General features: G+C 56.8%; 22 protein-coding genes. 10 read left to right on the plus strand and 12 right to left on the minus strand.

The window, feature by feature from the left end; translation table 11 throughout:
• Positions 1-71: 71 nt before the first annotated feature.
• The 7 genes from LC354_RS19780 to cysQ form a co-directional block, all read right to left on the minus strand.
• A complete protein-coding gene (locus LC354_RS19780; RefSeq protein WP_223427111.1) occupies positions 72-968 on the minus strand; it encodes a glycosyltransferase family 2 protein in 897 nt (298 codons plus the stop codon).
• A gap of 48 nt (positions 969-1,016) precedes the next feature.
• Positions 1,017-2,162, minus strand: coding sequence for a glycosyltransferase family 4 protein (locus tag LC354_RS19785; protein ID WP_223427112.1), 1,146 nt, complete (start codon positions 2,160-2,162; stop codon positions 1,017-1,019).
• A gap of 16 nt (positions 2,163-2,178) precedes the next feature.
• The gene (gene galE / locus LC354_RS19790; RefSeq protein WP_223427114.1) at positions 2,179-3,126 is read right to left on the minus strand and encodes a UDP-glucose 4-epimerase GalE; all 948 of its coding nucleotides are present in this window, start codon (positions 3,124-3,126) and stop codon (positions 2,179-2,181) included.
• A gap of 14 nt (positions 3,127-3,140) precedes the next feature.
• Positions 3,141-4,034 (minus strand): UTP--glucose-1-phosphate uridylyltransferase GalU, encoded by an 894-nt coding sequence (galU, locus tag LC354_RS19795; protein ID WP_223427115.1) that lies wholly within the window; start codon positions 4,032-4,034, stop codon positions 3,141-3,143.
• Positions 4,035-4,172: 138 nt separating this feature from the next.
• The gene (locus LC354_RS19800; protein ID WP_223427117.1) at positions 4,173-5,405 is read right to left on the minus strand and encodes a glycosyltransferase family 2 protein; all 1,233 of its coding nucleotides are present in this window, start codon (positions 5,403-5,405) and stop codon (positions 4,173-4,175) included.
• Complete coding sequence (locus tag LC354_RS19805; protein WP_223427119.1) at positions 5,402-6,202, minus strand: 3-deoxy-manno-octulosonate cytidylyltransferase family protein; 801 nt, start codon at positions 6,200-6,202, stop codon at positions 5,402-5,404. Before LC354_RS19805 ends, LC354_RS19800 begins: the two co-directional genes overlap by 4 nt.
• Positions 6,202-6,999: a 3'(2'),5'-bisphosphate nucleotidase CysQ gene (gene cysQ, locus LC354_RS19810; RefSeq protein ID WP_223427121.1), complete on the minus strand. Its 798-nt coding sequence runs from the start codon at positions 6,997-6,999 to the stop codon at positions 6,202-6,204. The genes LC354_RS19805 and cysQ overlap by 1 nt, the downstream gene beginning before the upstream one ends.
• 119 nt (positions 7,000-7,118) lie before the next feature.
• On the opposite strand from cysQ, the gene LC354_RS19815 reads away from it, so the two are divergent.
• The gene (locus LC354_RS19815; RefSeq protein ID WP_223427122.1) at positions 7,119-7,943 is read left to right on the plus strand and encodes an ABC transporter permease; all 825 of its coding nucleotides are present in this window, start codon (positions 7,119-7,121) and stop codon (positions 7,941-7,943) included.
• A 37-nt stretch (positions 7,944-7,980) separates the two neighbouring features.
• Here LC354_RS19815 and LC354_RS19820 read toward each other — a convergent pair whose 3' ends face one another.
• Entirely contained in the window at positions 7,981-8,787 is an 807-nt protein-coding gene (locus LC354_RS19820; protein ID WP_223427123.1) for a LuxR C-terminal-related transcriptional regulator, read from the minus strand.
• Positions 8,788-8,971: 184 nt separating this feature from the next.
• Here LC354_RS19820 and LC354_RS19825 point away from each other — a divergent pair, with 184 nt between their 5' ends.
• From LC354_RS19825 to LC354_RS19845, 5 genes are all read left to right on the plus strand, one after another.
• The gene (locus LC354_RS19825; RefSeq protein WP_223427124.1) at positions 8,972-9,385 is read left to right on the plus strand and encodes an ester cyclase; all 414 of its coding nucleotides are present in this window, start codon (positions 8,972-8,974) and stop codon (positions 9,383-9,385) included.
• Positions 9,385-10,548, plus strand: coding sequence for an MFS transporter (locus LC354_RS19830; protein ID WP_223427125.1), 1,164 nt, complete (start codon positions 9,385-9,387; stop codon positions 10,546-10,548). Before LC354_RS19825 ends, LC354_RS19830 begins: the two co-directional genes overlap by 1 nt.
• A gap of 212 nt (positions 10,549-10,760) precedes the next feature.
• Positions 10,761-12,359, plus strand: a complete 1,599-nt coding sequence (locus tag LC354_RS19835) for an arylsulfatase (RefSeq protein WP_223427126.1) — start codon at positions 10,761-10,763, stop codon at positions 12,357-12,359.
• A gap of 374 nt (positions 12,360-12,733) precedes the next feature.
• Positions 12,734-13,222 carry a peptidase associated/transthyretin-like domain-containing protein gene (locus LC354_RS19840; RefSeq protein WP_223427127.1) on the plus strand — a complete coding sequence of 163 codons (489 nt, stop codon included), beginning with the start codon at positions 12,734-12,736 and terminating at the stop codon, positions 13,220-13,222.
• 5 nt (positions 13,223-13,227) lie between these two features.
• The gene (locus LC354_RS19845) at positions 13,228-13,848 is read left to right on the plus strand and encodes a ferric reductase-like transmembrane domain-containing protein (RefSeq protein WP_223427133.1); all 621 of its coding nucleotides are present in this window, start codon (positions 13,228-13,230) and stop codon (positions 13,846-13,848) included.
• A gap of 40 nt (positions 13,849-13,888) precedes the next feature.
• Here LC354_RS19845 and LC354_RS19850 read toward each other — a convergent pair whose 3' ends face one another.
• The 4 genes from LC354_RS19850 to LC354_RS19865 all read right to left on the minus strand — a co-directional run bounded on the left by LC354_RS19850 (position 13,889) and on the right by LC354_RS19865 (position 17,821).
• The gene (locus tag LC354_RS19850) at positions 13,889-15,379 is read right to left on the minus strand and encodes an AMP-binding protein (protein ID WP_223427135.1); all 1,491 of its coding nucleotides are present in this window, start codon (positions 15,377-15,379) and stop codon (positions 13,889-13,891) included.
• A complete protein-coding gene (locus tag LC354_RS19855; RefSeq protein WP_223427137.1) occupies positions 15,376-16,674 on the minus strand; it encodes a malonyl-CoA decarboxylase in 1,299 nt (432 codons plus the stop codon). The genes LC354_RS19850 and LC354_RS19855 overlap by 4 nt, the downstream gene beginning before the upstream one ends.
• Positions 16,675-16,750: 76 nt before the next feature.
• Complete coding sequence (locus tag LC354_RS19860; RefSeq protein ID WP_223427138.1) at positions 16,751-17,407, minus strand: GntR family transcriptional regulator; 657 nt, start codon at positions 17,405-17,407, stop codon at positions 16,751-16,753.
• 21 nt (positions 17,408-17,428) lie between these two features.
• Positions 17,429-17,821, minus strand: coding sequence for a YciI family protein (locus LC354_RS19865; RefSeq protein WP_223427139.1), 393 nt, complete (start codon positions 17,819-17,821; stop codon positions 17,429-17,431).
• 84 nt (positions 17,822-17,905) lie between these two features.
• On the opposite strand from LC354_RS19865, the gene LC354_RS19870 reads away from it, so the two are divergent.
• Genes LC354_RS19870 through LC354_RS19885 form a run of 4 tightly spaced genes read left to right on the plus strand, consistent with a single transcriptional unit; the run spans position 17,906 to position 20,177 of the window.
• Positions 17,906-18,790: a fumarylacetoacetate hydrolase family protein gene (locus LC354_RS19870; protein ID WP_223427140.1), complete on the plus strand. Its 885-nt coding sequence runs from the start codon at positions 17,906-17,908 to the stop codon at positions 18,788-18,790.
• Positions 18,787-19,452 (plus strand): malonic semialdehyde reductase, encoded by a 666-nt coding sequence (locus LC354_RS19875; RefSeq protein WP_223427141.1) that lies wholly within the window; start codon positions 18,787-18,789, stop codon positions 19,450-19,452. The genes LC354_RS19870 and LC354_RS19875 overlap by 4 nt, the downstream gene beginning before the upstream one ends.
• A gap of 15 nt (positions 19,453-19,467) precedes the next feature.
• A complete protein-coding gene (locus LC354_RS19880) occupies positions 19,468-19,926 on the plus strand; it encodes an OsmC family protein (protein ID WP_223427142.1) in 459 nt (152 codons plus the stop codon).
• Positions 19,927-19,970: 44 nt separating this feature from the next.
• Positions 19,971-20,177 (plus strand): hypothetical protein, encoded by a 207-nt coding sequence (locus LC354_RS19885; RefSeq protein WP_223427143.1) that lies wholly within the window; start codon positions 19,971-19,973, stop codon positions 20,175-20,177.
• Positions 20,178-20,205: the final 28 nt, after the last annotated feature.

A 20,205-nucleotide genomic window follows, 5' to 3' on the forward strand; every position in this document is an offset into this window, starting at 1 on the left:
AACGCATGATCTTCTCTCCTGAATTTTGAAACCATACCGCCACAGCGGGTTTCAAAATTCAGGAGAGAAGATCAGAGAAAGATTCGCTGAAGCGGACCGGCTAGAAGCCGGTGGCTTCGATCCATTAGGTGGAAAGTGAACGTGTCGAGAAACTTGGCGTGCAACAAAACGCCAGATGCCTTTTCTCCTCCCCATTCATCGTAAACAAGGTTCAATCCGCGCGGCAGCAGCATGTGCGTCGAACTGACATAAGCATAGCGTCTGTCCCATTTCACCAACGGAATCTTGTTCAACGCAGGCGCTTTTTCCGGGGCATCACGAAAAAACACACGCGCGCGGGGCCCGCCTTGAATCCACAGGTTGCCAAAACGCCGGTTTCTGGTGATCGAATAGTTGCCGCTGTCGAACCAACTGGCGATCTCCATCGGGTTTTGTCCGGCGCTGTAGGGCTGATCGTCCAATCGCCCTTTGGGATACATATCCAGCAGCATGGCAGAGAAGGACTTGATCGATGAGGCATCCAGCCAATCGGTCAGCGCGCGCAAGGGGCGCGTATCGCAAAACGGATAGACAAGGAATTCATCTGGATCGACCACCAGGGACCAATGGCCATGGGCGTATTTCATCTGCAACCAGTTTAACCAATCCACGCCGTAGCGTGCCCGTTTGTAGCTACCTTTTGCAGACCAGACCGATACGTCAGGCTGGTCTGCCAGGTATTCGAGCGATCCATCCGTACTGTCATTGTCGACGATCAGGAAATGATTGATCCCCATTTCCCGGTAATATTGCAGGAAGTACGGGAGTCGGACCGCTTCGTTTCGCAGGGTGCTGAAACACAGCAAATCACTTGGACGAATCTTGTTCGTGCGCTTGGCCACCCGCGTCAATTCACGACGCTTGCGAAACGCACGAATGCGCCATCGCTTACGCTGAAGCCTCAGTCGATATGACTGCCAAGCGCCCAAATACTTACGCCCTCTATCTGCCGCCCATCGCGACCCACTTTGCGCTTATCAGGTCAAACTTAACACAATCTTGAAATGTCTATCCCACGTGGGCGGGTGAAACTGCTCTCGTTTTGACGTCCCGGGCTCAGCGTCGGCCAATTCCCTGATCTTTGTCATCCACAGATAACGATCTGAAACGCTTGCGTAAATGGGAATTTCACCAAGCGTTTCCCGGAAGACGTCCAGATCATTCACGATCACCGGAACGCCACGCGCCGCAGCTTCGGTAGCGGGAAGGCCATAGCCCTCTGCATGGGTTGGGAATAGAACGCCCGCTGCCCCGTCGATCAAGGATGCCAGGGCCCCATCGGTCAATCCCGCTAACTCTGTTATTGAGCTGTCGGCTGGCAAAGCGTCTAGGCGATCAAACACCGCCTCGTTGTTCCAGCCCCGTGATCCGGCGATGACAAGACCCGGCGCATCGGCCCCCATCTGATCCCAGATATCCAGCAAGAACCCATGATTCTTGCGGGGCTCAATCGTGCCGATACAGACGAAGTACGGGCGGTCTGTCGTCAGCGTCTCAGGCAGCTCTTCCGGAGCAGCAGGCACCAGGTCTGCTCCCAAATGCGCAACGATAGACGCCGGTGGCGCCTGCATTCGCGCCTCTGTCCGCGCTTTGGTATCATGTGAATTGTAGATGATGACATCGGCATGGTTTGCGACCCTTTCGATCATCGCCGCAAAGGGCGCAATCGTACCGTCGCGCTGATAATCCGGAAAATCCAACGGAATTACGTCGTGGACAAAAACGGCGATCTGCGCCTCCACGGTGCCATGCATTGTGCGCATCACCCGGTCCGTCAGGTTGGAATGGCCAACATTGAAATATACGAACTTGCGCGGCAAGTGACGCCGCATAGCTCGCGCCAGAAAAGGCGGCGGTACGCGGGCGACTGAGATCTGACGCGCCTTGCGCCAGGTTCGGCGACGCTGACGATCCGGGGACACACCCGCTTCGGGGCCCGACAGCGAAGCGTCGAGTGTTTCCATCCCTGGCTGATCCAGCAGGATATACCCAAGAGGCGCGCGGATCAGGCCAAAGGTGGGCACAGGGTCTGCCACCAAAGCCCGCAAATATGCCAGTTCGACGCGATCCACACCTGTCAGAACCTTGCCGACCCTGCGCATGAGCCGGGTAAGATCCAGCAACCGCGCAGGCGGCGGCTTATGCGTCGTAATGTCCAGTTTGATGCCATCTCCAGGCGTCGGTGATCATGGTTTCCAATGTCGACCGGGTCGGCGTCCAGCCCAGCTCGGCCTCGGCCCGGGTCGAGCCGGACACCAGCTTGGTGCAATCTCCTGGACGACGCTCGCCATCGACATGAGGCACGGTTTGGTTGGTGACCGCACGCGAATGATCGATGACTTCGCGCACCGAGAACCCCGATCCGGTGCCCAGATTGAACACCCGGCTGCCCTTGCCGTCCCGGAGCCACTTGAGACCCAGCACATGGGCATCCACCAAATCGCAGACATGCACATAGATGCCAAAAACGGTCAGCGCGTCCCGCTTGCCCGCAATGGCATCGAGCATCAGCGGGATCAGGTGGGTCTCCGGTTGGTGGAACTCGCCCACTTCGCCCTCTGGATCGGCGCCCGCCACGTTGAAATACCGGAAAATCACATGCCGCAGTCCGAAAGCCGCTTCAAAATCGGACAACACATCCTCGATCGCGCGTTTGGACGCGCCATAGGCATTGATGGGATGTTGCGCGCTGTTTTCGTCCAGAACCACGTTGTCCTGATCACCGTAGGTTGCGCAGGTCGAGGAAAACACGAAATCAAGGCATTCCGCTTCAACGGCGGCCTCGATCAAGGTCAATGACCCCATAACATTGTTGCGCCAATACCTGCCCGGATCCTTCATGCTGTCGCCGACCTGGCTGAGGGCCGCAAAATGCATCACGGCCACGGGCTGATACTTGGCGAAAACCGCATCCAAAGCGGCACGATCCATCAAATCACCCTGCACAAAGGGGCCAAATTTGACAGCCTCGCTCCAGCCGGTTTCCAGATTGTCAAAGGTTACAGGAGTAAAGCCTGCATTTCGCAAAGCTTTACAGGCGTGCGACCCGATATAACCCGCACCACCCGTTACCAATACATTCGTCACCAAGATACTCCGACTTATTCTGCGGCCCGGTCCAGGTGAACCACGTCGCGGATATAACCCAAGAGATCCTCCCGCAACTCTTCACGCGCCAGACCGAAAGCCACAGTCGCCTGCAAGAAACCGGATTTCGAACCACAGTCAAAGCGCTGGCCGCGGAAACGGTAGCCAAAGACGCCAGACTCGCCGTCGATCTCCTTGGCAATCGCGTCGGTCAACTGGATCTCTCCGCCGGCGCCAGACTTTCCCTCGTTCAGGGTGCGCAGAACGGATGGGGTCAGAATATAGCGGCCGATCACGGCCAGGTTTGACGGAGCTTCGCCGGCTGCGGGTTTTTCCACCATTCCCTTGACCTTCACGATGTGACCCATGTCTTCCTCGACATCGAGGACACCGTAGGAGGATGCTTTTTCCGGCGGGACTTCCATTGCGGCGACAACATTGCCGCCCGTCTCTTCATAGGCCTCGACCATTTGTTGCAAGCACGGCTTTTCAGCAGCGATCACGTCGTCCGGGAGAATGACGGCAAAGGGTTCATCACCGATCAGACGGCGGGCGCACCACACAGCGTGACCCAGCCCAAGTGCTTTGTGCTGGCGGATATAGGCGATCGCACCGCTATCCATATAGGTGTCCTTCAGGACCGCCATCAGATCGTCCTTGCCCTTCTTGAGCAACTCTTGCTCCAAGTTCGGAGCATGGTCGAAATAGTCTTCCAGCGCGCTCTTGCCGCGCGACGTTACAAAAATGAACTCTGTAATGCCCGCCGCACGTGCTTCGTCAATCGCGTACTGGATCAATGGTCTATCAACCAGCGTCATGATTTCTTTGGGCACGGATTTGGTCGCGGGCAAAAAACGCGTCCCAAGTCCAGCCACGGGGAAAATCGCTTTTGTTACCTTATTTTGCATTGGGGGATGCCTCGTTCCTGAATTTACTGGATATATATAGACCTATAGAGCACTCTCTAACTAATAAATTTGTCGGAGAGTATGACGAAAACGTGAAATTTTGAACACATTGCATCATTGTTGCGTCGACGCGCCATTTCAATCATCGATTGTACGCTGCGCTGCAACACGGCGCACCTCTCGTTCTACTCTGGATGCAAAGGACGTGACACGCACCGGCGGATCATCGCGCAACGATTTACCGAACAAGCCACCCCGCTGCTCCCAATATCCAGCCGGATCAAAACGCACCGTGTGGTAAAAACTGGTCGGAGACAACAGGACAAGTGTTACGATCTGACCCGCCGCGGATCGTTCCGACGCCTCGGCACGCAAGGTCTTGCGTTGCCATGTTCGGCCACTCAGCACGACGCTGGTGCGTGCCTTGAATGGAAATCGCTTGAACGCCGATATGGGCGAGCGGGTGACCTGACCGCCGCCGCGTTGACGCCCAATGCCCTGACCATATCCAATGTCGAGACGCGACATCAGGTGCCGGAGCGTGCGCGGTTCCAAGACGCCCGCCGTCATGTACCGGACAAGCCGCGTCCACTCATGCTTTCGAATGGCACGCCAATGATCGGGCCGTTCCGTCACGGACAGGTACTTGCGCTGAAAGACCGCCCAGCTCGATCCGATGTCATACAGATCGCGCGGCACCCGGTCCGCGCGGCGGCGGGGGCTTGCTGCGTAGCCGTGATGCACTTCGGCCATCGGGACGATCGCCGTCGCGTATCCCGCGCGGCACAGGCGCAGGTTCAAATCCGTCTCATCCAGATAGAACGCAAATCCCGGATCAAACCCTTCAAGCTCGACCAGAACATCGCGGCGAACCGCCATATTTGTCCCTTCGGTCTTGATGGCGCGGCGGCCTTTGGGGGTCAGGATGGTTGCCCGTTTTGGGTTCATATCCAAATCCGTGAAATCGCCCCGGGCATCCACACTGCGCGCCTTCCACTGGTATGAAATACCATTCCGACCGCGCACGTACCCTCCCATCGCCGCGACATCTGATCGGCCTGATGGGGCGACAAGTTGGGTCAACCAACTGGGTTCGGGCACCGCATCGTCGTCAATGAAAGCGACAACGTCGCCGGCCGCGTGGCTGACGCCGATATTGCGTGCCTCCGAAATATTGGCGCGATCGAACAGCACCTGTTTTATCTGATCCGAAAAAGCGGAACGCGACACGGCTATGTCGCCCTTGCGATCAGCCACGACGACAATTTCGAAATTCGGATATTGCAGCTGGCTCAGGCCTGTCAGGCAACGCATCAATGCATCAGGCCGGTCGCGACTTACCACCACAACGCTGACCGGCACTTGGGTCATTCGATACCCATCTCCGCCATCATCGCCTCGATGCGCGGCACATCTTCGGGGTTGTTCAATTCCCAGAATTGTCGATCCCGCGCTTCAACCTCGACACACAGGATCTGGCGCCCGTTTTCGAGAAAGCGCAGTTGTTCGAGACCTTCAAGCTGCTCCAGCGGGCCGACAGGCCATCCGGGATATGCGGCCAATGCGGCCGGCCGATAGGCATAGACACCGACGTGATGGAAGACGGGAGTGTCCGCCTGATCCGCGTAAGTACCGCTCGTGAAGGGAATCACTTCCTTGGAAAAATAAAGGCCCTGATTTTGCGCTCCGAAGACCGCCGTTGTTCCGCCCACACGCCCAGCGCGGCGATCTTGGAGAAATCCGTTCAGCGTGGCCCCGTCGCAACGCAGCACAGGCGTCGCGATCTCGGCATCTGCAGCACCGCGCAAACCTTCAATCAGTGCTTCGACAAACCAAGGCGGGGTCAGCGGCGCATCGCCTTGCAAATTGACAACAATATCAAAGTCGCCGCCCAAGGCACTGTGTGTTTCGGCACAACGTTCGGTCCCGTTGGCACAGGCCTCGGAGGTCATTACGACCTCCGCTCCGAAAGCCACTGCGGCCTCCTGAATTCGGCTGTCATCTGTCGCGACGACAACGCGGTCGACACCCTTGACAGACATTGCCGCCCGCCAGCTGCGCTCGATCAGTGTCTGAGACTGTCCGCCGGCACCCGAAAGGGGCACCAGCGGCTTGCCCGGATACCGCGTCGAGGCATACCGGGCAGGAATCGCAATCAGAACTGACATCAGGCCGGTTTCAGATCGACGGAAGGGGCATATGCGATGAAGAACGGGTTGGCATATGTGTCCTTGCCGTAGGTCAGTGGCGTCTGATCATCAAAGCGGACCACTTTCCCACCTGCACCGGACAAAACCGCATGGCCTGCCGCGGTATCCCACTCCATTGTTCGGCCCAGACGGGGGTAGATGTCCGCCTCACCGGTGGCGACCAAACAGAATTTCAGGGACGAACCCGCGCTTTTCATGTCTTTGACGGCATATTTGTTGATGTAATCGTCCGTCGCCTGATCCCGGTGAGATTTCGAGGCAACCACCATCAGCGCTGCATTGTCACTGTCGGCAACGCTCATTGGGGTGACGTCGCCAATCACATCCTTGTCGAACGCGCCCGTTTCCTCGACCGACTGGCCATCGGCCTGCGTAAAGAACATACGGCCCTTGGCAGGTGCATAGACGATTCCGCGCGTCGGAACGCCTTTTTCGACCAAAGCGATATTGACGGTGAAATCCCCACGGCGGTGGACAAATTCCTTTGTGCCATCCAGCGGATCAACAATCAGAAACGTGTCGCCTGTGGTGGTGTGGGTCGCGGACTGCTCTTCGGTCACAAGCATCATCTCCGGGAATGCAGCGCGCAAACCTTCCGAAATCAGGGCATCTGCAGCTTCATCCGCGGCGGTCACCGGGCTGTCATCCGACTTTGTCTTTACGTCAAAGTCGTCTTCACCATAGATCTCCATGATCTTATCGCCGGCCTGCAAAGCCAGTTTGCGGATGACTGGGATCAATTGGTCGTAGTTCATAAATTTGCTCCTCAAGTGGGCATTTGTTGATAATCCGATGCGCGCCCCTTATGCTTGCGTGATAACGGAACGGCAAGAATTCCGTGCGACAACATATAGGTCGGTGCACAGGTAGGCTTATGTTTCAATCAACGCGCAAACCACAATCCAGCTTTGGCAGTGCCATGGCCATGTTCGAGCTGATTTATCACTCGATTGTTCGTTCTGTACGCAAAACGCATAACAATGCTTTTTTGGCCATCGCAATGAATCTGATGCAAATGGTCATCTTTGTCATGGCGTTCTACGTGATGTTTACCGTGCTTGGGCTGCGCGGGGCCGCGATCCGGGGCGATTTCCTCGTATACATCATGACTGGCATCTTTCTGTTCATGACGCATACCAAGTCACTCGGGGCCGTGCTCGGCTCTGAGGGTCCGGCAAGCCCGATGATGCAACACGCCCCGATGAATACGATTATCTCGATCGGGTCGGCCGCTGTTGGCGCGCTTTATATCCAGGTTCTGTCCCTCTTCATGATCTTGTTCATTTACCATGTTGCCTTTACGCCTCTTCAAATCGAAGACCCGTTCGGCGCTTTTGGCATGCTTCTGATTGCATGGTTTACCGGATGCGCCCTCGGTGTGGTCCTTTTATCCATCAAACCGTGGTTCCCGACCTTCGTACAGATTTTTTCGCAGATTTATCAAAGGGCCAACATGATCGCATCCGGCAAGATGTTCGTGGCCAACACCCTGCCCGGTTTCATGCTGGCCATGTTCGACTGGAACCCTTTATTCCATGTGATAGATCAGTCGCGCGGCTTTGCATTCATCAACTATAATCCCCGCTATTCGTCATGGGAATATGCCCTTTGGGTGGGTATCGTGTTGTTGATGATTGGCCTTATGGGCGAATTCTACACCCGCAAACATGCCTCGCTCAGTTGGAGCGCGCGCCGCTGAGACGCGGACACAGGTCGCCTGAGTTTACCAAATCTGTTTAGCGCCTTGCCGCTTTCAATGCGCTGACAATACGTGCATTTTCGAGCGCAATCACGCTTTGTGCCGCAAACATTTGCGCCAGCTTAGTTGTTTCGTCAGAGAATGGTCTGACGGTCTGCCGATAAATGGTGAATGCGCCGACCAACCTGTCGGCCGCCAGCATCGGGATCGCCACAAAAGACCGCGCGCCGCCCAGATCGACCGTAGCATGGCGCAGGCTGTCGCCCGTCCGGTAAATGTCTTCGGATTTGACATCGATGATATTGATCACTTCGCGGCGGGCGCCCATGCGCCCCAGCCCAGTCGCGGGGCTGGGAACAAAGTCACCTTGTTCATGAAACCATGCCTTGAACTCCGGGGAAATGCCCAAAGTGAAACGGGCCCTGAAACGGTTGCCCGGACAATACTCGAACAAGACGCCAAACTCCGCGTCGCACAGTTCAAGCGCATATTTCAGGATCGCTGGCATCACCGTCTCAACGTCGCCCTGTGCCGCGCCGATGATCCGCAACACCTCGCTCAGGGCCCTTTCGCGACTGATGGCCTCTTCGAGGCTCAGCGCCAGTTCCGAGACAACCGAATTCAGTTCGGATTGACTGCGTGGTTCGCGCATGGTCCCGTTAAGCCGAGCAAGGAGGTCGAGCTTGGAAGACACTTCTAGCTTGCGATAGATCGTTGCCAAATGCGTGCGCACCGTTGAGGGCGCTATGCACAACGTCTCTGCGATCTCCTGATAGGTGGCACCGCCGGCATAGGATTGTGCGATCTGAAGTTCTCGCTGGCTCAGATCAACCTGGGCTGACACGGCAATTCTCCCTGTACCGACACTTGGCCAAGTGTGCGCATTCGGCGCGCAACACGCAATGCCACAGACGCAGTCCTGCGTGTGATGCATGGTCTTTGCCAAGAATACAGCATCTGCACGATACCCACCTACTGCATCCTGCGCGTAGGCTGGAAACGAATGGAACCCGAACGGAGCATTGCAAATGTCACAATACCAAATCGCACAGGCCTTTTTTGAAGCGTGCGAAACAGGCAAAGGCTGGGACGTCTGTCAGACGTGGTGCCATTCCGACGCCACCTTTGCCTGTCAGGCAGATGCTTTGGCCGATACCAAGACGCTCAGCGCCTACACAGAGTGGATGAAGGGCCTGCTTACCCCAATTCCCGATGGTCGCTATGTCCTGACTGCCTTTGCCGCGGATGAGGCACGCGGATCTGTCGTCGCGGCGGCGGAGTTTCACGGAACCCAAACCGGCGAAGGCGGTCCGGTCGCGCCGACTGGCAATTCGGTCAAGTCCGACTACGCATATGTCATGCAATTCGACGGCGACAAAATTCGTCACATGACCAAAATCTGGAATGATGTACAGGCTCTGCGCGAACTTGGCTGGGCCTGATGCGCTGGCGCATTCTGGTATTGCTGTTTCTGGCCCGTGTGGGCCTTGGTCTGCAATTCCAGACACTGGCGTCTGTGGGCGACGATCTCGTCGTCGCCTTCGGGCTTGATTATGCAGGGATTGGCCTGCTGATCGGTCTGTTCATGGCACCGGGATTGTTTCTTGCCATACCTGCCGGATATTGGGCGCGATATGTCTCGGATCGCCATATGGTCGTGCTTGGCCTTGGGGCATTGGCCTTCGGCGGTCTGGTTTCGGCCGGAGCCGTCGACAGTTGGACAATCGGGGCCGGGCGCGTTCTGGCCGGTATCGGCTTTTTGTTTGCGACGCTCTACCTCACCAAAATGGTGGCTGACTGGTTCCAGGGTCGTGAAATTGCGACGGCGATGAGCTTGCTTGTGATGAGTTGGCCATTCGGCATCGCCATGGGACAATTAGGCTATGCTTGGATATCGGATGCGTTCGGCTGGCACATACCGTTTCAGATCGCCTCGATCTATTGCGCGCTCGCAGCAGTCGGTGTGTTGATCTTCTACAAGGATCCGGACGATTTGGCTCCCGTCAAACACGACGGTGCCAGTGCGCGACTGACGGGTCAGGAATGGCGCTTGATCTTGATCGCGGGCTCTGCATGGGGGGCCATCAACGCAGGCTACATCATATATCTTTCGTTTGGACCAAAGGTGCTCGAGGCATTGGGCCACAGCGCGCTCGCGGCCGCCGGCACCATTAGCGTCGGAAGCTGGGTCATGATCGCATCAGGTGCCTTGTGCGGTCAGATCGCGGATCGGTCCGGTCAGCGCATGACGATATTGTTCATATGCATGACCACGGCCTCCGCTGCACTCTTGTTGCTCAGTCTCCCCGGTGCCGGGCTCGGTGCGAGCCTGCTTTTCGGACTGATTGGAATGGCCCCCGCCGGTATCATCATGGCCTTGGCCGGAGAGGCCGTAAGACCTCAGGCACGGGCTTTTGGAACGGGCGTATTCTTAACGGTCTATTATGCATTCACTTGGGTCGCGCCCCCCGCTGCAGGCGCTATTTTGGATGCCACCGGCAGCATACAGGGCCCCATATGGCTCGCTATACTTCTGTTCGCTGCCGTCATTCCCCTTGCCATCGCATACCAACGCGAAAACGGTCACCCCGTGGTGATGACCTAGGATTCGGTCGGTGAAGTACCAGGACATGTTCCAAGCATTGCCCTGAACGACTGAAAATGGTTAAATATTTGACGAAAAACGCAGCGCGCCTCGATACGTCCTGCGTGTGAAAACTAACAGCCGCTGCGGCAACAATTCCGTGACATAGCATCGCTCCTCAGACTAGTGTCTCAACACGAGAACGACTCTATATTGGAAAGGAACTATCGAAAATGTGGCAAAAATTAAACTTCAATTTAGCCTCATGGCGGCCTGCTCAAGGCGTTGCGGTATTGGCATGCGCCGTAACGCTCGCGTCTTCCGCCTGGGCCCAGGATGACAAGCCGAATATTCTTGTCATCTGGGGCGACGACATCGGCCAATCCAATATTTCGGCCTATACAATGGGTCTGATGGGCTACCAGACGCCAAATATCGACCGCGTCGCAAACGAAGGCATGATCTTTACCGATTACTATGCAGAACAATCCTGCACCGCAGGCCGTTCGTCCTTTATCACGGGACAGTCGGTGTTTCGGACGGGGCTTTCCAAAGTTGGTATGCCAGGTGCGGAAGAAGGCATGCAGATCGAAGATCCGACCATCGCAGGCCTGCTAAAAGCGCAGGGGTACGCCACGGGACAGTTCGGCAAAAATCACCTGGGCGATCAAGATGACATGTTGCCGACGAACCACGGCTTTGACGAGTTTTTTGGCAACCTGTATCACTTGAACGCCGAAGAAGAGCCTGAGTTGGAAAACTACCCGACGGATCCAGCTTTTCGTGAAGCATGGGGCCCTCGGGGCGTCGTGAGATCGACAGCTGACGGCGAGATCGAAGACACCGGCCCTCTGACGAAAAAGCGGATGGAAACGGTTGACGAGGAAACGCTGGCAGCCGCCATTGATTTCATCAAACGTCAAGAAGAAGCCGGCGTGCCATGGTTCGTTTGGTGGAATGGCACACGGATGCACTTCCGGACCCACGTCAAGGAAGACATGCGCACACAGGCTGACGAAATTGCCGGCAAACACATGGACGAATACCGCGCAGGTATGATCGAACATGACATGCATGTTGGTCAGCTTTTGTCCCTGCTGGACGAGCTGGGTATCGCTGACGAGACGTTTGTTCAGTATTCCACTGACAACGGCCCGCACATGAACAGCTGGCCCGATGCCGGGATGACCCCCTTCCGCGGTGAAAAGAACACGAACTGGGAAGGCGGTTTCCGCGTACCTGCCATGGTCCGCTGGCCCGGTAAAATCGAGCCGGGCACGATCTCCAACTCCATCATGCACCATATGGACTGGTTGCCGACATTCCTCGCCATGGCCGGGAATGACACCATCAAGGAAGACCTTCTTGAAGGAATCACCGTCGCAGAAGTTGGCGGCGGTCGCGACTACCGTGTACATCTGGATGGGTATAACACCCTGCCCTACCTGCTGGGCGAGGTCGAAGACACACCGCGCAAGGAGATCTTCTATTTCTCCGATGATGGTGATCTGACGGCGATGCGCTACAACGACTGGAAGGTCATCTTCCTTGAGCACCGCTTCCCGCAGACCCTGCGCGCCTGGGCCGAACCATGGACCGAACTGCGTATTCCGTTGCTCTTCAACCTGCGTCAGGATCCATACGAGCGCGCCAATGTTACGTCGAATACCTACTACGACTGGTATCTGAACAACGTGTTCTTGTTGTTGCCTGCATCGGAATTCGTGGGCCAGTTCCTTGCGACGTTCCAGGAATATCCGCCACGTCAGGCTCCTGGCAGTTTTACCATTGGCGACGCGAAGGACAAAATCCTGGGCGCTTTGTCACGGTAAACGACACACTTTGGATGTGTAAACAAGCACTGGCTGCCCCTGCTCGGGGCAGCTTTTTTTTTGTGACCGCGCCGGAGACCGCCCCCCCGGCGAGCAACTGTCAGGCGACGTTCACGCACTGCCTTGGCGATAGATGGTCATCCAATGCACGCCGGGCATGGTGCGAGAGGGCCGCGGACAGGTAAAACCGCCCCATTTAGCGCCATCGCGATGCTCAGCATTCACAAAACCCTGTTTGAATTGCCAGCATGAATGCCTACTTATTGTACCCTGAGGTTGGCGAAATCAGGCACCTCATCAGGTCACGCATTTGTTGGATGCCAAACATGCCCAGCGCGTTATGTCTGACGTAAGCTTGGAAAGGAGTACGTTACATGAAAAACGGATTTATGACCCGCAGAACTCTCCTGAGCACATCGGGTGCTCTCTTGGTCACCGGCGCCTTGGGTCTTTTCACGCCCGCCGTTGCAAAAGGTCTGGCACCAACCCCATCGATGCGGGGTGGGTCGAATAACTACCGCCCCGGCGCGCCCATCGTTGATCGCATCGGCGGTGGCGGATTTTGGATGACGGGCACGGTGCGCCGCGCAGGCGATGGCTCACCTCTGGCCGGGCAGCGCATTCAGGTCTGGGCACACACAACCGAAGGCCACGAACGTGACCCGGAAAGCCATGGTGCGACGCTGACCGATGCAAATGGCAACTACCGTATCGAGATGCCGCAGATCGTTCCCGCCTTTGGCCAGCCCCACGGGCACCTCGCCTATGACAGCGGGGAATTCAAAACGGTCTTCCTGCGCCCTGTCATGCGCAACGCGCGCGAGACCACCCTGAACGCCGATTTCGTTCTTCAACCCGCCTGATAACCGTGGACCGACAGGGGCATAGCGCGCCACGCAACGCCCTGATCTGGGTTGCCCTCGGCGCGGCGGCATTCGTGCCGCTTATCGCCGCTGCGCTGAGCCCTCTGCTGGCATGGCGCGAGCCGATCTATATCGCGTCCGGCTTTGCAGGGATCATCGCGCTGGTGCTGTTGATGATGCAGCCCTTGCTGGTTGCCGGGTACATTCCGGGTCTGGCCGCCTTGCGCGGGCGGCGCATCCATCGCGTGGTCGGGGCCGTTTTGGTATTGTCCGTTTTGTTGCATGTCGGCGGCCTCTGGATCACCAGCCCGCCAGACGTCGTGGATGTCCTGCTTTTCCGGTCGCCCACACCGTTTTCAATCTGGGGCGTCGTGGCGATGTGGGCAGTTTTTGCCGCAGCCCTGTTGGCCACCTTTCGAAATCGTTTGAAACTACCATTGCCTTTATGGCGCGTCGCACACACGGCGCTTGCCGTGGTGATCGTCACCGGCGCTGTCGTTCACACCTTGCTCATCGAGGGAACGATGGAACCGATATCAAAAGTCGTCCTATGCGTGATCGTCAGCCTGGTGAGTGCCAAGGTTTTCCTGAGCCGCAGAAGCTGGGCAGCCTATTTCCGCAACTAAACCCGATACGCCGTCGGAGAAGCCCGCCGGTAGTGTGGGCTTACGCGCTATGCTCCGCGCGCAGCACGTTTTTTTGCACCTTGCCCATCGTATTGCGCGGCAACGCATCGGTGATGACATAGCGCCGCGGGTGTTTGAAACGCGCCAGATGCGGCTCGACCTGCGCTGCTATGGCTTCATCCGTCAAGCTCGCATCTTCAAGGACGACGGCGGCCAGAACGCTTTCGCCGAAATCCGCATGCGGAACACCAAAGACAGCGCTTTCGAGCACACCCTCAACATCGTTGATCACATCTTCGATTTCTTTCGGGTAGATGTTGTAGCCGCCCGAAATGATCAGGTCCTTTTGCCGCCCAACGATCGAAATGCGTCCATCGTCAGCCTTTATGCCCAAATCGCCAGTGATGAAAAAACCAGTGTCACGCAATTCTTCCGCAGTTTTATCAGGCATGTTCCAATACCCTTGAAAGACGTTGTCGCCGCGCACTTCGATCATGCCGATCTCACCATCGGCGACAGGTTGGCCATTGTCGGTGATTTGCACCTCTGTCCCCGGCAAGGCGTAGCCGACCGTACCGGCCAGCCGTTCTCCGTCAAAGGGGTTGGACGTGATCATGTTTGTCTCGGTCATGCCATAGCGTTCAAGAATACGCTGTCCTGTCCGGTCTTCGAACGCGGTATGTGTTTCCGCCAAAAGCGGTGCCGAGCCGGACACGAACAACCGCATATTCGCCACCAGATCGCGAGTCAGGCGCGCATCACCCAGCAAACGGGTGTAGAATGTCGGCACGCCCATCATCAGGGTCGAGGCCGGAATTTCAGAAATGATCGTATCGACATCAAACCCGGCCATGAACCGTACCTGCGCCCCGGCCAGCAGCGCCGTATTTATTGCCACGAAGAGGCCGTGGGTGTGAAAAATCGGCAAGGCATGGATCAACCGGTCGTCCTTGGTAATCTGCCAGAGGTCCGTCAATGACTGCGCATTGGACAACAGGTTTTTGTGCGAGAGCATTGCGCCCTTCGAACGCCCCGTCGTCCCCGAAGTATAGAGCAATGCAGCAAGATCATCCGGCCGACGTGCAACCGTGTCAAAGCGCGTAGGCTGGTCATTTGCCTGCACTGACAGTGATCCACTGCCATCCTTGGCCAGTGTCAGCACCCGCGCGTTGTCGCCGCAAATCGCGCTCACATTCCCTGCATCCTTGGCGTCGCAAACAACAACGGCCGGGGCTGCATCTTCGATGAAATAGGTCAGTTCACTTTGCGTGTAGGCCGTGTTGAGCGGCAGATACACCGCCCCCGCCTGAACCGCCGCGCCATACAGTGCGATGGTGTCCGACAGTTTGGGCGCCTGTACGACAACCCGGTCGCCTGGGCGCACGCCTGCGTCCTTCAAAACGTGGGCCAGTTGGGCAACCCGCGCTACAAACCCCGCATAGGTCATCGTTGTGCCATCATCGAGAACAAGGAAAGCGGCGTTGTTTTGCGCATGCGGCGCGATGAGCGCATCGTAAAGAATATTGGTCACGATGTGGGGTCCTTAGGCTTGGGAGAGAGAGGTGCGGTCGACAGCGATTTGGCGGGTTTGGCAGCCTTAACGATGGATTTGAGAGCGAATTCTTCGTGGTGTTGTTCTGTCAGAGTCAGGTCATAGAGATAGTTGACCATCGCCCCGCTGGACTGGGCAAGGCCATTGGGAGAGATGTCTGCCTGGGCATGGATGTCATAAACTTCCGCCCCGTTGCCCAGATGAAATCGTGCGACCGGATCGACAGGCATCCCGTCCTCGCGTTTAGCGGTGAGCAAATAGCGGGCCGCCATCGCTTCGATATCGCGCGGCTCAGCGCGATGCTCCAAAATCGCCGTTGCGATATAGCCATGGTCTTCATCTTCGGTCTGCGTCGCCAACCAGCGATTCAGCCCCGGAATAGGCGAGAGGGTGACGAAGTCTTGGAGCTGCGGGAAGGCCAGCGAGAGCTCCGATACGACTTGCTTGATCAGCAAATTGCCGAAACTGATGCCTGTCAGCCCCTTCTGACAATTGGAAATCGAGTAAAACACTGCCACCTTGGCGTCGTCGCCCTCCAGTGGTGTGCGGCCCTCTGACAGCAGCTTTGTGACCGAGTCGGGGATTTCCTTGGTCAACGCGACTTCGACGAAAATAAGCGGCTCGTCCGGCATGGCAGGGTGGAAAAATGCAAAGCATCTGCGATCGGGCGGATAGAGACGACGGCGCAGATCATCCCAGTCGTTGATCTGATGCACGGCTTCATAGGCCACGATCTTGTCCAAGATACGCGCGGGCGTGTCCCAATTGATCGCCTTGAGCACCAGAAACCCCCGGTTAAACCAACTCCGCAACAAATGGACGAAATCATGGTTGGTGCGGGCAAGTTCCGGGTGATCCCTGAGGATATCAATCAGATCAACGCGCATGGCCACCAGATCTGCGGTGGCACCAGCGGGCTGGTTCAGGCGGCGCAGCAGCTCCTGGCGCTTGGGTTCGGCGGCCTTGGACAGGTCCTTGAACCCCTGCGTCGTCGGAGCGGTCGCATAGTCGGCGGCCAGCCTGGACACCGCTGCCGCATCGATATCAAACGCATCATTCATATAAGCAAAAAATGCTGTCTTCTCTTCCCGATCCAATTCGCGGTAACGGTCCAGCACGGTCGCGGCAAGCTTGAGACCCGACACTTCGCCCTCGGCCGACAACAGCGCGTCGCACAGTTTGAAGATATCGCGTTTGTCATCTGTTCCACGCATTTTGATCGTGCGATCGAACAACGTGGACAACATGTCTCCAAGAAAACGATTACGTTGCACAGGGCTGACTCCATCTGCCGGAAAGCGTGTCACGGAAATTTGGCATAATTCGGTGGCCTATATCAAATCGATCAACCTAAAGGTCGCCGAGCCTCTTGCTGAGATAGGCGCCGGTCAACCGGTAATGGCTCAACAGGGCCGCAGACGCCGCATCACAGTCATGGCGCACCGTCGCATCGAGGATCTCTTCGTGTTCCGCTGCGATCTCGCGCCGTTGGTAGTTTTCTCCGCCCGCCGCCAGATAACGGTACCTGATGTTCAGGTCATATAGCTGACTGCAATACCGCTCCAGCATCGGCGACGCTGCATTGTCCAGCAACGTCATGTGAAACGCCTTGTGCGCATCCTCGAATATTGGTGTGTCCACAGCGCGTTTCATCCGGTGATGGGCCAGGACAAGCCGCTCTTCCCAATCGGACGTTCCTCGCATGATGGATTTGCGCAACGCCATGTCTTCGAGCGTGCATCGAAGATTGAGGATTTCCTCGAAGTTTTCGAGGCTGGCCGCAGCGGCCCTGAATCCGCGCTGGTCGATACGTTCCACCAACATGTCAGAAGTCAGCAGACTGAGGGCCTCTCGCACAGGTGACGCGCCGGTCACCAGCATTTTTCGCAGGTCTTCAATCTTGAGTTTCTGACCCGCAGGCAACGCCCCCGTCAGAATCATCTGGCGCAATGACAGATAGGCCGTGCGCGTTGCGGATATTTCCCTGCCGCCGGTATCGTCCATCATATTCACAGCGCTTGCCCTTTGTTAAATCAACGTGGCGGTCTTGGTCGACAAACCGACAGATAAGGTCAGCGATCCTTCATTGATCATCCAGCGCCGCAAGACAAACGTCCGCGCCCCCGACATGTGCATGGGGTCCGCTTCGGCCAAGGCCTGCGCCGCCTCCAGGCTTTCGGCGCGGTAGATGATCAGCCCCATACCCTGCATATGCACACCCGTTTCATCAGACATCGGCCCCGCAAAAGCCAAAGATCCGGCCCGCTCAAGCTCGGCCTGGTAGGCAAGGTGGTCCGGCAGCGATGCCTTGACGTCTTGCGGTTCCTTGGCGGGCGTCGACATCGCCACATAAAGCTCAAGTCCCAAAGCCCCCCGAGATTTCGCTTCTTTCTTGTAGTCCGCCCAAGCAACCATTTTCATGCTTCTTTCTCAAAAAAATCGATATTTATTGACATGTGGAGATATTGTAGGCAGAAATCAATCAAACTGGCAAGGATTATGCACATGAAATATCTGGTAGGCGAGACGGCAAGCGGCACATCGGTTTTTGCAGTGAACGGCGAAGAAGCCATTAATCTTACGGCTTTGGACGCAGCGATCGGTGATGACCTGATGGCTCTGATTGCCGATCCTGCACTGGCAGAATCAGTCGCACTCAAAGCGGCGCATGCGCCAAGCGTTTCAGTCGCATCGATCACGCCGGCCTTGCCAGTGGCCGCGCCGGGAACGATCATTTGCCTGGGCCTGAACTATACCGATCACATTAAAGAAGGCGGGTACGAGATCCCTGAATATCCGGCGCTTTTCATGCGTGGCAAAAATTCGATCATGGCCGCAGGCGCGCCCCTTGTTCGCCCGTCCTGCTCTGACAAGCTGGACTATGAGGCCGAACTGATGCTGATCATCGGCAAAGGCGGACGCCACATTTCAGAATCCAACGCGCTGGACCACGTTTTCGGCTACACCATTTTCAACGATGGGTCGGTCCGCGACTATCAGCGCAAAACCCATCAGTGGACGCCGGGCAAAAACTTTGATGCCACCGGTGCCATCGGCCCGTTTGTCGTGACCCCTGACGAACTGCCAGCGGGTGCTTCGGGCCTGAAAATCGAAAGCCGCGTCGGATCCGAAATTTTGCAATCGTCCAACACGGGCAACATGATCTGGTCCGTGGCGCAGACAATCGCGACCATCTCAGAATACACCACTCTGGAGGCTGGCGATCTGATCGCAATGGGCACACCGCCCGGTGTCGGGCATGCAAAAAAGCCAAACCCACGTTGGTTGGTACCGGGTGAAGTTGTGGAAATAGAGATTGAAGGCATCGGAATATGCTCGAGCCCGGTTGTTGACGAAAAAGACATGACACGCGCGGTGGCTGCAGAATGAACGCTCCGACGGGAACAGAACTGGACGCTTTGCGCGCCAAGGCGCAGGCCGACCACCGTGCGCTACGTGCCCGGATCGGACGTCTGTCTGACGATGCGATTGACCTGATCCTGCGCGATGCGCGGTCTCACTTTGCATGGAAAGACACGCCGATCCCGGACGGGTTGCTGGAAGAAATCTTCGACATAACCATCAACGGGCCGACGTCGATGAACACACTGCCCGCGCGCTTTATCTTCGTGAAGTCACCCGAAGGCAAAGCGCGGCTTGCCAAGTCGCTCAAGCCGGCGAACGTGGCGAAAATGATGGGCGCGCCGGTCACGGCCATCATAGCGCAGGATATGGATTTCTGGCACGAGCTGCCCTTCCTGTTCCCGCACGAAGACCGCCGCCATCTGTTTGATGGAAAAGAAGAATATTGCAAAGACACCGCCGATCGGAATGCGACCCTGCAAGGGGCCTACTTCATGATTGCGGCCCGGGCAGTTGGCCTTGACGTGGGTGCCATGTCCGGGTTCTCAAATGCAATCGTGGACGAAGAGTTTTTCGCCGGCACCCGACTCAAGTCGAACTTTCTGTGCAACATTGGATATGCGGACGAAACGGCACTGTTTCAGAAACTCCCGCGATTTCCATTCGACAAAGTCTGTAGCTTTGCCTGACGAGAGGACCGCCTGATGGCCATTAAAATGAAAACGATCGTGACCTATCGCGCCACGGCGACCTGCCCGACCCATGCGCGCACCGAAATTCCGGTTCGCGACCTCAATGTCGTCATTGATGAACCTGAGGAGCGGGGCGGCACCAACCTTGGTCCGACTCCGACAGAAACGGCGATGACGGCTCTGATCGCCTGCACCAATGTCATTGGCCACAAGAACGCACACCGGCTTGGCATCGATCTCGGCGAGATCACGATTGACGCCGATTGCAAGTTCGATCGTCGCGGCGTTTTGATGGAGGAAGAGATCGATGTTCCGTTCCCCGCCATCACGCTCACCGTGAACTGTCACACGACAGCGAGCCAGGATGAGTTGAACCGCGTGGGCGTTGAAACCGCAAAATACTGCGCCATCGCCAAACTGTTCGAGGCGGCGGGAACGGATCTGACCGTAAACTGGGTCAAACAGACTTAACATCAATCAGGCCAAAGCGCCTGAATTTCTGGGAGGAAAAACACATGATCAAATGGACAAGACGCAGCCTGATGGGCGCGGCCCTCGCGACGATGGCCGCCATGCCTGCCGTGGCGCAAGAAAAGATTACGGCAAACGTAATCGACGGTTACCCGGCCCGAGCGCTGTGGGTTCAGGAATTCACGAACTTCTTCATTCCCGAAGTGAAGGACCACCGGCTGACGCCGGGGGCATCATTTGTCGGAATGTAATTCCAGATACTGCTTGATGACATCGTCT

This window comes from Tateyamaria pelophila, from assembly GCF_019966495.1.
In the GTDB taxonomy this organism is placed as follows: domain Bacteria; phylum Pseudomonadota; class Alphaproteobacteria; order Rhodobacterales; family Rhodobacteraceae; genus Tateyamaria; species Tateyamaria pelophila.